The 13,575-nt window shown below is 44.8% G+C and carries 14 protein-coding genes; 8 read left to right on the plus strand and 6 right to left on the minus strand.

What is annotated here, in order from left to right:
* Positions 1–26: 26 nt before the first annotated feature.
* Positions 27–1,757: an SgrR family transcriptional regulator gene (locus tag BTW01_RS05480; protein ID WP_162102018.1), complete on the minus strand. Its 1,731-nt coding sequence runs from the start codon at positions 1,755–1,757 to the stop codon at positions 27–29.
* A 113-nt stretch (positions 1,758–1,870) separates the two neighbouring features.
* On the opposite strand from BTW01_RS05480, the gene BTW01_RS05485 reads away from it, so the two are divergent.
* Positions 1,871–3,073 carry an MDR family MFS transporter gene (locus BTW01_RS05485; RefSeq protein ID WP_162102019.1) on the plus strand — a complete coding sequence of 401 codons (1,203 nt, stop codon included), beginning with the start codon at positions 1,871–1,873 and terminating at the stop codon, positions 3,071–3,073.
* A 107-nt stretch (positions 3,074–3,180) separates the two neighbouring features.
* Complete coding sequence (locus BTW01_RS05490; protein ID WP_162102020.1) at positions 3,181–4,332, plus strand: AbrB family transcriptional regulator; 1,152 nt, start codon at positions 3,181–3,183, stop codon at positions 4,330–4,332.
* Between the two features lie 371 nt (positions 4,333–4,703).
* Here BTW01_RS05490 and lepB read toward each other — a convergent pair whose 3' ends face one another.
* The gene (lepB, locus tag BTW01_RS05495) at positions 4,704–5,210 is read right to left on the minus strand and encodes a signal peptidase I (protein WP_162102021.1); all 507 of its coding nucleotides are present in this window, start codon (positions 5,208–5,210) and stop codon (positions 4,704–4,706) included.
* 1 nt (position 5,211) lies between these two features.
* Positions 5,212–5,835 carry a TVP38/TMEM64 family protein gene (locus BTW01_RS05500; protein ID WP_162102022.1) on the minus strand — a complete coding sequence of 208 codons (624 nt, stop codon included), beginning with the start codon at positions 5,833–5,835 and terminating at the stop codon, positions 5,212–5,214.
* Positions 5,836–5,986: 151 nt separating this feature from the next.
* Between BTW01_RS05500 and BTW01_RS05505 the strand changes: the two genes are divergently transcribed.
* From BTW01_RS05505 to BTW01_RS05515, 3 genes are all read left to right on the plus strand, one after another.
* Complete coding sequence (locus BTW01_RS05505) at positions 5,987–6,349, plus strand: hypothetical protein (RefSeq protein WP_162102023.1); 363 nt, start codon at positions 5,987–5,989, stop codon at positions 6,347–6,349.
* A gap of 210 nt (positions 6,350–6,559) precedes the next feature.
* The gene (locus BTW01_RS05510) at positions 6,560–6,760 is read left to right on the plus strand and encodes a DUF3311 domain-containing protein (RefSeq protein ID WP_162102024.1); all 201 of its coding nucleotides are present in this window, start codon (positions 6,560–6,562) and stop codon (positions 6,758–6,760) included.
* Entirely contained in the window at positions 6,757–8,226 is a 1,470-nt protein-coding gene (locus tag BTW01_RS05515; RefSeq protein ID WP_162102025.1) for a sodium:solute symporter family protein, read from the plus strand. Before BTW01_RS05510 ends, BTW01_RS05515 begins: the two co-directional genes overlap by 4 nt.
* 45 nt (positions 8,227–8,271) lie before the next feature.
* On the opposite strand, the gene BTW01_RS05520 is transcribed toward BTW01_RS05515, so the two are convergent.
* Positions 8,272–8,541, minus strand: coding sequence for an excalibur calcium-binding domain-containing protein (locus BTW01_RS05520; RefSeq protein ID WP_162102026.1), 270 nt, complete (start codon positions 8,539–8,541; stop codon positions 8,272–8,274).
* 206 nt (positions 8,542–8,747) lie between these two features.
* On the opposite strand from BTW01_RS05520, the gene BTW01_RS05525 reads away from it, so the two are divergent.
* Complete coding sequence (locus BTW01_RS05525) at positions 8,748–9,647, plus strand: SDR family oxidoreductase (RefSeq protein ID WP_162102027.1); 900 nt, start codon at positions 8,748–8,750, stop codon at positions 9,645–9,647.
* A gap of 45 nt (positions 9,648–9,692) precedes the next feature.
* Here the strand turns inward: BTW01_RS05525 and comK are convergent, their stop codons facing one another.
* Entirely contained in the window at positions 9,693–10,271 is a 579-nt protein-coding gene (gene comK, locus BTW01_RS05530; RefSeq protein WP_162102028.1) for a competence transcription factor ComK, read from the minus strand.
* Positions 10,272–10,561: 290 nt separating this feature from the next.
* Between comK and BTW01_RS05535 the strand changes: the two genes are divergently transcribed.
* Complete coding sequence (locus BTW01_RS05535) at positions 10,562–10,795, plus strand: IDEAL domain-containing protein (RefSeq protein ID WP_162102029.1); 234 nt, start codon at positions 10,562–10,564, stop codon at positions 10,793–10,795.
* Between the two features lie 30 nt (positions 10,796–10,825).
* Here BTW01_RS05535 and BTW01_RS05540 read toward each other — a convergent pair whose 3' ends face one another.
* On the minus strand, positions 10,826–11,683 hold the full coding sequence (locus tag BTW01_RS05540; protein WP_162102030.1) for an SDR family oxidoreductase: 858 nt from the start codon (positions 11,681–11,683) through the stop codon (positions 10,826–10,828).
* A 111-nt stretch (positions 11,684–11,794) separates the two neighbouring features.
* On the opposite strand from BTW01_RS05540, the gene BTW01_RS05545 reads away from it, so the two are divergent.
* A complete protein-coding gene (locus BTW01_RS05545) occupies positions 11,795–13,324 on the plus strand; it encodes an FAD-dependent oxidoreductase (protein ID WP_162102031.1) in 1,530 nt (509 codons plus the stop codon).
* Positions 13,325–13,575: the final 251 nt, after the last annotated feature.

The following is a 13,575-nucleotide window of genomic DNA, read 5'->3' on the forward strand; positions in this document are numbered from 1 at the left end:
AGAGGGTTCAAAACGCACCCTCTTTTTTATTTGGACAGCCATACGGCGTACAAATCAATCCATCCCTCTTCATCAAGCATCAGGCCTTTCACATTCTCACTTGATGTCACGTGCAGCACACTTTGATACAGCGGAATCGCATTGAATGCCTGTATAAGCTGGCGGTCTATATCCTGCAGCGTTTGGATTCTCGACGAGCGGTCAGGTATTGAAAATATCTGTTCTGTCATGTTTGAGCATATTTGTTCCTGCTTTTCAGATAGATGCTGACACAAAAAACTATTTTCCGACAGCAGCAAATGCAGAAAACCAAATTCACTGTCTTGATAAAACGTCGCACTGTCATGTATGATATCTGCCATCTGCACGATTTCTTGCCGCCGCAGAGCAGCAGCATCACAGAATTGAAGTGTAAGCCTGATGCCATGTTGGGTGCAAACATTTTGAATCCACTCAGCATCCTCACGATGATCCGTTTCCGAAAAGGTATAGAGCACGAGCGTTTCTCCCTCGTATCCGCTCTGCTTCAGTAATTCAGAGGGAGACACGTCTTCCCACTCAAAAGAACTTGGATGCAAAAAAGATGTAACCGGGATTTTACGATGACCTCCCGCTTCACGAACGAGCCGTTCAGAGGAAATCAGCAGGCGGAGCGCTTTTCGAAAGCTTCGGTCCTGAAGAGGTCCTTTCTTTTTCAAATTGAGTGACAGATACTGAACATGCCGCTCCTCAAAAACCGTTTGCCGATCAGAACATGCTAGTTTTTCTTGAATGGTAAAACCGTTCATCTCTCTGGCTTGTTCAGAAAAGACAAACTCAACGCGATCCAAAAAAGGCCGTCCTTTGAAGTAGCGCTCATTGGCTTTCAGCACAAGCATCTGATCGCAATGCCGATTGACGCGAAAAGGTCCTGTTCCATTGACCCCGCCGCCTTGTTCTGCTGATAGAATCGACAGCCGTTCATCACAAAGAGCATACGGCAAAAGTGCATTCGGCTTATCCAGTATGAGTTCCACACCATAAGGCCCATTTTCTAAGATTTGCGTTACTCCGTGTAATAGCCATTTATATGGATTGTCAGCCTGTGTCAAAAAGCGCTGAAACGTAAACGCCACATCACGCGCTGTCAGCGGCTGCCCATTATGAAAGGACACTCCCTTTCGAAGAAAAAAACGCCATCGTTTTTTTCCGTCCTCTTCCCATCCATGGATCAAATGAGGCTTCGGCTCCTGCATATCCGAATCAAACGTGAGCAGTGTATCAAATATCTGCTTCACGAAATGTCCTTCAGATCGCAAAAAAATGCGGCACGGGTCCAAGCTGCTGACAGCTTCAGGGGTGATGAACAGTCTTAGCACATCCTTTTCACCGTCTCCGCCGGTCTCCGTCACAAAACCGAATGCCTCAGAAAGCCACATACTATATTCGTTTTGAAGCCCCGGAAACGCAGACTGATACTGCTGAAGCAGATCCTTTGCCTTTTCAAGCTTCCCGGCCATTGTATATGCCTTGGCTGTTTGAAGAAGCAGATCCTCCGGCCGGCGAAGAAACGCAATTTTTGATTTACGGCCGCGCCCCGCCCCGCTTTCCCGGCTGATCCATTTTTTATTTTCCATATTATTCAAGATGAGCTTCGCATTTCTTTCTGTACAACATAAACCGTCAGCTATTTCAGCGAGCGTCATTTCGTTCATTTGCCCATACGCTGCAGCGAGTCCTGTTTTTACAAGCGCCACATAATGCTCAATCAGCTTCAATCCCCGCACCTCCCGACAAAAGGGGAAACTTTTTCTCTTTTTTTCTTCACTTTTTGGGCCGCCGCCCCTTCTATACACTACTACTATACCAAACAGCGAAAGGCGGCGATCACATGCTGACCAGCTTTCAATCTATAAAATCGAGATATACCGCTCCCGTTTGGCTCCGCTTTTTCGGCGAAATGCTGACAAGCCTGACAGGTGCAATGATAGGCCCTTTTATGGTGCTGTATCTGCATGAACAATTAAACGGCAGTGTCATGATTCCAATGCTGATTATCAGCCTTCAGCCATTTGCTGATATTTTCCTGACGCTCGTTGCAGGACGGGTGACAGACCAGCTTGGGCGGCGCACGGCGATTCTGACCGCATTGCTTCTGCAATCAGCGGCCATGACTGGGTTTGTATTTGCTGAACATGCGGCTGTCTTCGCCTTTCTCTACGTCTTGAATGGCATCGGAAGATCACTGTACATTCCAGCTTCCCGCGCCCAAATTGCAGAAAGCACGCCGGAAAGCAGACGCTCAGAAGTGTTTGCGGTCATCAATGCAATCTATTCAGCAGGCCTGACGGCAGGGCCGCTAGCCGGGATGCTACTGTACAAGTATAACCCCGTATGGATATTCGCTTTAGATGCCGCGGCATTGTTCATCTACTTTCTGATTGCCGCACTAAAACTGCAGGAAACAAAGCCGGGCGCAACAGCTGGCGCATCGCAGTTTTCCGCGGGCTTTACGATATACAGACCTGTACTGCTTCTGTTAGTGCTTTCTCTCCCTATCAGCATGTTATACGCACAAACAGAAACAACCTACAGGCTGTTCAGCAAAAACATATTTTCTGATTATCTGTCCATGCTGACTATTTACTCAGCGGTAAAAGCTTTATTCAGCTTTGTCCTCCAAGTTCCTCTTGTCAAAATGACTGAGAAGCTTTCAATAAAAATGATTCTTTGCATCACATATATCTGCTATTCTCTTGCGGCTGCAGGCTTTGCATGCGCTGCCTCCCTGACAATGCTGTTAGTGACGGCAGCAGTGATGACTGTGGGCGAAAGCATCGGATTAACCCACATTCAGACCTTTATTTCGACATTGGCGCCGCCTCATCTGCTCGGCCGGTTTTATGCAGTATATGGTCTGCATTGGGATATTTCCCGCTCAATCGGCCCTCTAACAGGCGGGCTGATCCTAACATCTTTTGGAGGAGAAGTAATTTTTTACTCCCTTTCCGTCTGTTTGCTGGCAACCGGTTTTTATCTGATCTGCACAATCGAGAAGCTCGAACACAGAGTCATAAGAAAAGTGAATGGGTAATAGAAAATAATTTGTAATTTCTTTATCACTAAAAATATACTATAGTAATCATATATTCAGTACGTGAACAATTGGAATGTTACGTGAAAAGGAAGAAGGGTTTTACATTGAAGAAAGACGAAAATCTCCTCAAAGATCTATGGTTTATCGCAATCAGTGCAGCTGGGGGGTTTATTCTTTCATTAACCGGAATATCGATTGGATGGATGATAGGAACGCTGATTGTTGCTTGCTGCCTCGCCATGATACGGCCGGCATGGCTGATGATGGCGCCGGACCAAAAAGGGATCAACCGCCGATGGCTCGCCCTCGGGCAGATGATTCTCGGCATTGAATTAGGCCAAAAGCTGAACTTATCCGTCCTTTCTGTCTTCAAAGACCATTGGTTTTCAGTAAGCGTGATGCTGTTATTATCTATCTTTCTGGCTATGCTTTCAGGATATGTTCTTTGGCGTTTCAGCAAAACGGATATGATGACAAGCTTTGTCGGCACGGCTCCCGGCGGACTGTCCGCTATGCCGAGCATCGCGCAGGAGGTCGGCGCCAATACCGCCATTGTCAGCCTTGTTCAAATGATGCGGGTACTGCTTGTGGTGCTTTCTATTCCATTTTTGGTCATTATGATCTATACGAAACAAGATCAATCGGCAAGTGCCGCAGCAAAAACGCTTTCCTCAGCAACAACAGATTTTAGGCTTGCTCCCGTTTTATGGACCGCTGTTCTGATTCTCGCTGCGTGGGGTGCTTGTAAAGCTGCGAAATATTTAAAATTTCCTGCGCCATGGCTGCTCGGCAGCATGCTCGGTGCAGCAATTGTACATGTTGGCGGAACTGCGGTGACAGGGCACGACATGACAGCTTGGTGGCCGTCACAAGCTAACCATGTGTCACAAGTATTTCTCGGGGCAACGATCGGCTCTAAAATGTACAAAAGTATGTTTTCCGGCGTCACCCGCATTATCATTGTCGGATTTGTCTCGTCCGTCGGTTTAATTGCAGCTATGTTTGCAAGCGCCGTGATCGTTTCCAAGCTGACAGGAATCTCGCTCATCACTTCTGTTCTGGCCTTTGCACCCGGCGGAATTGCGGAAATGGCAACGACATCTGTTACCTTGCATGCCGATTCCACCTTTGTCGTTGCGGTTCAGGTCATTCGCGTTATTCTTGTCATTGCCCTGCTGCCGCCGTTTTATCGTCTGCTTCACCACCTTCACGGTGAAAAAAAAGGCAAAGAGAACTCAATCAGCAGCAACGCATAATGGGAAACAAAATCCTTCCATGATACACTTATAGCAGATGGGAAGGAGTGACTCTTTTGCTGCGCGACAATCCTGAGAAGATCATGCACTTATATTATGGAATATGCTTAGGAATCTGGCTGATTTATAATCTCGTGACATCCGGCTCTCCCGGACTGCCACTTACAATTTTAGTCGGCGGGAATTTGATTTACCTTATCATCCTGAAAAAGAAAGAAAAAAAGTAAAAAACACGCATCCCATTGCGTGTTTTTTTATGTAAAAATCCCGTGAAGACTCTCTTCCATTTCGTCACAAGATCGCGAAATAGCCTTGCCGCGAAATTTTTCTAATCAACCAAAAAAAAGACGCCTCATCCATTAGCGTCTTTTTCATTCAGCATCAGAAATTACACCGACAATCTTTTTTTCTCTTATCGGACCAAAGTGCCGGCTGTCTAGGCTGTATATGCGATTATCTCCCACGACAAAATATTGCCCTTTCGGCACCTTGTTTGTTCCTGTCACATCTTTCAAGGCAAAATCACCCGTTACATGGCTCCCGGCAGAAACAGATTTCAAATGCTTCAAGAATGGTTCAGCAACCTGCTTTCCATTCACATACAGTTGATCATCTTTATATTTGATCGTTTCACCAGGCAAGCCGATTACCCGTTTAATCAGCACTTTTTGATCAGGACCTTTGAAAAGGACAATATCAAAACGATGGATGGTTTTAAATCGATGTGAAAATTTATTGACCAACAGCTCGTTTCCTTCCTGAAAGGTCGGATTCATACTGATGCCTTCCACCTTGTAATCAATGAAGACGGCATTTTTCACTTGAATGGCGAGAACGACGGACACTATACCGGCAAGAAACCAAAACCGTTTTTTCATGTTACTGCCTCCCTCCATCATGCTCACGCTGACTGGCTCTCATATGCAGATGCCGTTCGGCCTTTTTACCGACATACCATAAGACAGCGATCACCAATATGGCAATAACTGTTCGAATCGGCTGTGTAATCAGCGCGTGAAGATCATATCCGATAAAGCTGATCATAAAAATCATGACAAGCTTTCCCGAGGCTGTCGCCAAAATAAAAGACCGCGTTCCGATCCTTGACAAACCGGCAACAACATTCACCGCAGCGGACGGTGTAAACGGAAAACAAAGCAGAAGAAACACAGGACCAAAGCCATGTCTCTCTACCCATAACATCAGCTTTCTAACCGAAGGGTGACTGCGGATAAAACCAAGTAATTTTCGCTGTCCGTATTGACGGACAATCAAAAACACGAGGATAGATCCAGCAGTTGATCCTGCCCAAGATAGGAGGAATCCTTCCCACAGGCCAAACGAGTTCGTATTTGCCACCACAAACACGATCAGCGGCAAAAACGGGAGAAATGCTTCAATTAAAGGCAGCAGCATAGCAATAAACGGACCGAAAGACCTATAGCTCTGAAATAATTCAGTTACATGTTCTTGTGTGAAATAGGATAAAAAATGCTCCAACATTTATACTCCTCACCGAGTTTGTCTATCCTTATTCTACACATTATCAGCAGAAAACTAAAAAGTTTTGGTGAAATTTTCTGTCTTGAAACATATCATGAGCCGATATAGAATATATTAGAACAAATGTTCCCTTAAGAAAGAAGGAGTCAGCATGCCGAATTTGCAGGAGGACCTATACGATTTAATTGAACAGGCTCTCTTTTTGCCCATGACCATTACGATTTTAAATCGTGATCTCGCAGGGCTTGAACAAAGCACATTAAAATTGAAACATCCTTATAAACAGCTTATCAGCGAATCGCTAAAATTAGCACAAAAGGATTTGATGGAAGTCAGAAAAGAACTGAGAAAAAGAAACATTTCGATCCACGAGGCGGAGCGTGATGAAGCCTTTACGCTTTATGTATTTGTGATCAATGGTTATGAAGAAAAGCATCGCTATTTTAATCCGCGTATACGGGAGCAGGTCAACGAATTATTAACGCTCTATTTATTTGCGCCAGACAAACCATGAGTCTTTTGGATCATTCTGCACTCTCCCATACTGCCCGCACCCTCTTCGGGCAATTCCAGAAATAAATTTCAGACAATTCACACTATACAAACAAAATAAATTTATTTATAATTCTTACCACAGTCTTTCACCTCAAAATATGACATGTGCCGCCGCGGCATGCTTTTTCAATGCGCTGCATACCCCACCCTAAATTAAAAGGAGGATTCTATGAAACTGATTCACGTTCTCGCCGCTTTGCCCTTTATCGGACTCTTACTCGGCATCCCTTTTGCAAATCAAGTAACCCCCTATGTGTTTGGTATGCCATTTATTCTTGCCTATATCGTGATATGGGCTCTTTTGACCTCTGTATTGATGGCGGTTGTGTATGTCCTCGATACTGAAAACAAAAAGGAGGAAGCAGAATGAACACAGCTCTCATCATCATTTTTGGCGTTCTGCTTATGAGCATTTTTCTCGGCATTCGCGCCCAAAAAGGAAAAGACATGGACCTTGAGCAATGGACGGTTGGCGGCCGCGGCTTCGGAACCGTGTTCGTCTTCCTATTGATGGCTGGCGAAATTTATACCACTTTTACATTTCTCGGCGGAAGCGGCTGGGCCTACGGGAAAGGTGGACCGGCCTTTTACATCATCGCCTACGGCTGTCTGGCCTATATTATTTCTTATTGGCTTCTTCCAGCAGTGTGGACATACGCAAAACAGCATAAGCTGATGTCACAGTCTGATTTTTTCACAAAAAAATATAACAGTCCGCTGCTTGGTGTTTTCGTTTCGCTAGTCGGCATCGCCGCACTCATTCCATATCTTGTGCTGCAGCTGAAAGGTCTCGGGTTGATTGTATCGGAAACATCGTACGGCAAAATTCCCCCGACTGCCGCGATCTGGATCGGCGCTATTTCCATCACCGTTTATGTTATGACCTCCGGCATTCGCGGATCTGCCTGGATATCGGTGGTGAAAGATATTATGATTTTGGTTGTTGTTCTGTTTTTAGGTGTGTATTTGCCAATCCATTACTACGGCGGATTTCAAAATATGTTTCAGCAGATCGAAGCGGCAAAGCCGGGCTTTCTTACGCTTCCCGAAACAGGGCAAAGCACGGCATGGTTCAGTTCAACAGTGCTCTTGACAGCACTTGGGTTTTACATGTGGCCTCATACATTTGCGGCTTCGTATTCAGCCGAAAACCCAAAAGTCTTTCGCAAAAACGCTATTATTATGCCTCTATACCAACTAGTCCTGCTCTTCGTCCTATTCGTCGGCTTTGCGGCCATCCTGCAAGTTCCTGGCTTAAACGGCGCAGACGGTGATCTTTCGCTTTTGAGACTATCTCTGCAAACGTTTGACCCTTGGTTTGTCGGGATTATCGGCGCGGCTGGACTGCTGACGGCGCTTGTGCCTGGGTCTATGATTTTGATGTCCGCCTCCACGCTGTTTGCAAAAAATGTGTACAAAGTGTTCGTGCCGCACACGACAGAACGACAAATATCGATGCTTGCTAAATGTTTAGTGCCAGTGATCGCCCTGATTTCGGTGTACTTTACCTTCAAAGGCGGGAATACCATCGTTACACTGCTATTGATGGGCTACAGCCTTGTCACACAACTATTTCCGGCCCTTTTGTTCAGCCTGTTTAAGCATAATATGGTGACGAAGCAAGGAGCCTTCTGCGGCATCATTGCAGGTGTCGGAGCAGTTTCTTATATTACATTAACGGAAACGACGATCGGCACCTTATTTCCGGCGTTGCCGCAAGCCGCAAAAGATGTAAATATCGGCATAGTCGCCCTGCTTTTGAATATTGCGGTCATGACAGCAGTAAGCTTTTTGACAAGAAAAGCGAAAAGCGCTGCGGCTGATCAAGCGGCGTAAATTATAAAAAAAGCAATCTGGCTGGCATCAGATTGCTTTTTTTGGTTAACGTTCGCAGGCGATGAAATCTTTATCGCGATCGAGCTTTTTATTGGCGTCATAAAGCGCATTAGAGACATATGGCTTGTGCTTCGTTTTTCCGCCTTTGTTTTTCGCCTTCGACGTGCGTGCCACCCCGCCTTTGTATACTTTGTTTAACTCCTTGCAGTTCTTATAGACCTTCACCTTTGTTTTGGCTTCCGCCACATGGTCAGCTCCGTATGAAAAACCGAAGACAAGACCGAGTGACAGCAAAACCGCCGCCATTTTTTTCATGATGATATACTCCCTTCATATCCAATATTTCGTTTTTTTACAGATGGATTTCATCGTAATTCATATCGTCATATTAGACAAGATAAATATGGAAGGAGAGTTGTTTTTTCTTGTCATTCAGCGTTCAAACTGCCAAGACATGTTTTTCTCTATATGCTCAGGGGTACACATACGAATATACACCAATAAAAAAAGGAGCATTGATAATGTCAGATTCTAATCTTAGCAATCCATTAACAGCATTTTTTCATGACGAATTTCCTGAACAATATCAAGAACCGCCCGGCCTGCAGCAGAACATGAAGCCGGTGCCGGATTGCGGGGAAAAAAGCTACAAAGGATCTGGCAAGCTGACTGGACGAAAAGCGCTTGTCACCGGCGGCGATTCCGGTATCGGCCGCGCTGCCGCGATTGCTTATGCACGGGAAGGCGCCGATGTAGCCATTAACTACTTGCCTGCGGAACAGCCTGATGCTGAAGAAGTAAAAGAACTGATTGAAGCAGAAGGCCAAAAAGCAGTGCTGATTCCCGGAGACTTGAGTGACGAATCCTTTTGTCAGGATTTAGTCAAACAGGCGCAGCAGAATCTCGGCGGTCTGGATGTATTGGCACTGGTGGCTGGCAAACAGCAAGCAGTCGAAAACATCGAAGACCTGCCTACTGATCAAATCTATAAAACATTTGAAGTGAACGTCTTTTCCCTTTACTGGGTTGTAAAAGCAGCCCTTCCTTATTTGCCGGAGGGCGCGTCAATCATTACCACAACCTCAGTTGAAGGCTATAATCCAAGCCCGATGCTTTTAGATTACGCTGCGACAAAAAACGCCATTATCGGCTTTACCGTCGGACTGGGAAAACAGCTGGCTTCCAAAGGCATTAGGGTGAATTCAGTAGCGCCTGGGCCAATTTGGACACCGTTGCAAATTTCCGGAGGCCAGCCGACGGAAAACATTCCGACATTCGGTCAAAGCACACCTCCATCACCGCTAAATCGAGCTGGACAGCCGGCAGAATTGGCAGATGTTTATGTGTTTTTAGCTTCAGAGAATTCAAGCTATGTGACATCTCAGATATATGGCATCACCGGAGGAATTCCAACGGCGTAAGACAGGAGAAGGAGCTGTCTTGTTTGGACAGCTCCTTTCTGTTTTTCAATATCGCTCCCCGAGCTCTCGCAAAATAAAATCATAAATCATCTTCGTCCGCTCTTCCTTCGGGTACAGCATAAATTCCTGCCGTTTCGGCACACGCTGTGCGATTCTGTCTTGGAATTTGGTTCTGAGCCACGCTGTCCGGTAAACCTGGTTTTCGAATGAATTACAGGAGATTGGCAGCTCCATCGTTTTGCCGTTCGAAAACGTCACTTCTGTATCGTCGAATTCAGTCGGTTTGAACTCTTTCACATGTACATGGGAAATCCAGCCGCATTGGGGTCTTGTCGAAGAAAGTGTGGGGAATAAAAAGATTTGGTTCGAAGGGTCCACCATGATCGGCGGCTTGTGGGAAAATTTTGTCACTTCATAAGTTCCCGCTTTTCTTCCCGCATAACTTGATCCGAAAAACCGGCAGCTTCTGTCGACAATTTGCAGCGGCTTCATGCTGACGTAAAACACGCAGTCTTTTTCAATAATTTTGGAACAGACTTTTCCGTCGATTTCTTCTGGCAATACGGCAATTGTTGCGCCGTTTACTTCATACGATTCTAAAGGTGCGTCTGTTTTTTGACTCATATTATAACCTCCATCCTATTTCTGCAAAATTCATACTAATAATCTATCATCTGTTTTTATAAAACGACAGGTTTTTTTACCAAATAAGCTAAAATTATCTTTTAATGATATTTTTTAGTACTAAATCACTAGTAATAAACCGATTTTACTTCATATAATCTTCAGGAAGATGACATCTTGCAACATATGTCGGTAATTACCAAGTATTAGTTGTCTAAAAATTATAAAAATTTATTGATTTTTTTCACTGTTATCCATATACTATAAAAAAGGCATTGGGGGGATTTTTTATGAAAGAGAAAAAAACGTACACTGAGCTCATGAAATCCCGAAACACGCAAAAAACAAAAGAATTTGAAGTCACAATGACGGATGTCTACATTCAAATGGTGCTCGATGAATCCTTGTATAAGCGGAGACTTGCCATACTGGCGGACCAAATCAACAAAGCCTTAGATAAAAAAGATAAAGATGCGTTTATCACGCACTCTAAAGAATATGCAACACTTAAAAAGAGCGAATAAGCCAATCCTTGAGGATTGGCTTTTTATTTATTACCCATTCACAATCGTTCCGCCATTGACGTGAATGGTCTGTCCTGTAACATATGTGGAATCGTCGCTGGCAAGATATAGATAGCTTGGCGCTACTTCCACCGGCTGTCCCGGTCGTTCCATCGGCGCATCTGAACCAAACACTTCCACATCCTTAGCGGAAAAGGTTGCGGGGATCAACGGCGTCCAAATGGGACCCGGCGCTACAGCATTGACCCGTATGCCCTGCTGAACGAGCGACTGGGAAAGGGACCTTGTAAATGTAACAATCGCTCCTTTTGTCGCCGAATAATCAATCAGCTTTTTATTGCCTTTATAGGCAGTAATTGAGGCGGTATTGATTATAGAGCTTCCCTTTTTCAAATGAGGCAGCACTGCCTTTGTTAAGTAAAACATGGAGAAAATATTTGTTTGAAAGGTTCTGACCAGCTGGTGGCTCGTGATTTTTTCAATACTTGGCTGGACATGCTGCTCACCTGCATTATTAACCAGTATATCAATGGATGGAAACGCTTGGCTTGCCCGCATGACTACATCATTGCAAAACGCTTCATCTCCGACATCTCCTGCAATCAGCAGGCATTTCACCCCTTCTTTTTCTACATACTGCTTTGTTTCCTCGGCATCCTGATGCTCATTCAAATACACAATGACCACATTAGCCCCTTCTTTTGCGAATAACACCGATACAGCGCGTCCGATTCCGCTGTCTCCTCCAGTAATAATTGCGGTTTTGCCCTCTAATTTTTTCGCTTTTTTCGGCTTATCAAAAACCGGACGGGGATCCATGAGATACTCTAAGCCCGGCTGTTGGTTTTGGTGCTGAGGCGGCAATGTTTTCTTTTTTTGATTCGCCACTGAAATCACTCCTTTTCAACCTTATTAGGTTATGAACAATGCCTGCTTCCTATGTATGAAAAGATAGAATATGGAAAAATTAAGAATAAATCTGATTGGAGGTATCATAGCTTGGCTAATCCATATTTTGCAAAGGAAGCACCTGAAACCTACTGGAAAACATCAACTGACCTGCCTTCTTTTCCTGTCCTTGAAGAGGATACCGAATGTGATGTCACCATTATCGGGGGCGGAATTACCGGAATCACAACAGCGTATGAACTCACAAAGAGAGGCTTTCGTGTCGTATTGATTGAAGCAAATCAGATCCTCAACGGCACCACAGCCCACACAACCGCTAAAATTACCGCGCAGCATGACATGATTTACGATGAGTTTATCCGCAATTTCGGATTGAATCACGCGAGGCTGTATTATGAAGCAAACCAACATGCAATTGATTACATAAAAGATATTGTGAATGAACATCAAATTGATTGTGAATGGATCGAGCAAGACGCATATCTTTACACAGCAGAAGAAAACGCTGTGCAAAAAATCCGTACTGAGCATGAGGCCTACACAAAGCTTGGCATTGAAAGAGGCCTTATCAAGGATATTCCGCTTCCTGTTGATTCTAAGCTGGCGCTTGTCATGAAAAATCAGGCTCAATTTCATCCGCTGCAATACTTAAAGGCGCTTCTTGAGCAGATTGTCCAAAAGGGCGGACGGATATTTGAAGACACAGTTGCGCTTGATATCAAAAAAGGCGAAAGGCCTCAAGTCATTACAAAAAGCCGGCACGCTATTAAAAGCCGCTTTATCATATGCTGTTCCCACTTCCCTTTTTATGATGGAGGCGGATTATATGCGGCGAGAATGTACGCTGACAGATCCTATGTCCTCGCCATCAAGCCGAAGATCGCCTACCCAGAGGGCATGTATTTGAGCATTGATAAGCCGTCAGTGGCGCTCCGCTATACCATTGTCAACGGAGAAAAACTGATTCTCTTCAGCGGAGAAAGCCATAAAACCGGCCAAGGAAACGACATGTCGACCCATTACGAATCACTGAGACAAATAGCGGAAAGCATGATCGGCATCGAGAGCATTCCCTATTATTGGTCCACTCAGGATCTCGTGACAATTGACAACATTCCGTTTATCGGGCCGATGTCGGAAAATGAAGACAATATTTTTGTCGCGACCGGATTCAAAAAATGGGGCATGACGTCATCAGGGATCGCAGCCACTCTATTGTCAGACCTTGTGGAGAAAAAAGACAATCCATACGAGAGCATTTTCACGCCGTCGCGCTTTCATCTACATCCTGGTGTGCAGAAAGTGATTTCCTACAATGCCGATGTCGCCAAACATTTGATTAAAGGAAAGCTTGAAAAACCTGATGTTCAATTTGACGAGATTGCGCGAGGAGAAGGGAAAGCCGTCACCATAAACGGCAGGCGTGCAGGAGCTTTTCGGGATAATACAGGCTGCCTCCACCTCGTCGATACGACTTGCACCCATTTAGGCTGCGAGGTTGAGTGGAACGACAGCGAGCATACATGGGATTGCCCATGCCACGGGTCACGCTTTAAGCCAACCGGCGAGGTTGTGGAGGGACCTGCCGTCAAACCATTAAAACAAATAGATCTCGAGTAAACTGTTCATTTTAATGAACAATTTTGTAAATATTTTTCTTCAGCATCTTCATTCGTGTTCCTCTTGGCCGATAAAAAAGAAAAAGGCTTAAAAAGCCAAAAACTAAACACTATTTTTCCCAAGGGGGATCACTGGATTGTTATTTAAAAAAGATCGAAGACAAGAAACAGCTTATTTTTCTAATTCAAATGGACAACAAAAAAACCGTATTCAGCTCACAAACAAACATGCAGATATTAAAAAACAGCTCA

This window comes from Bacillus sp. SKDU12, from assembly GCF_010093085.1.
Classification (GTDB): domain Bacteria; phylum Bacillota; class Bacilli; order Bacillales; family Bacillaceae; genus Bacillus; species Bacillus mexicanus.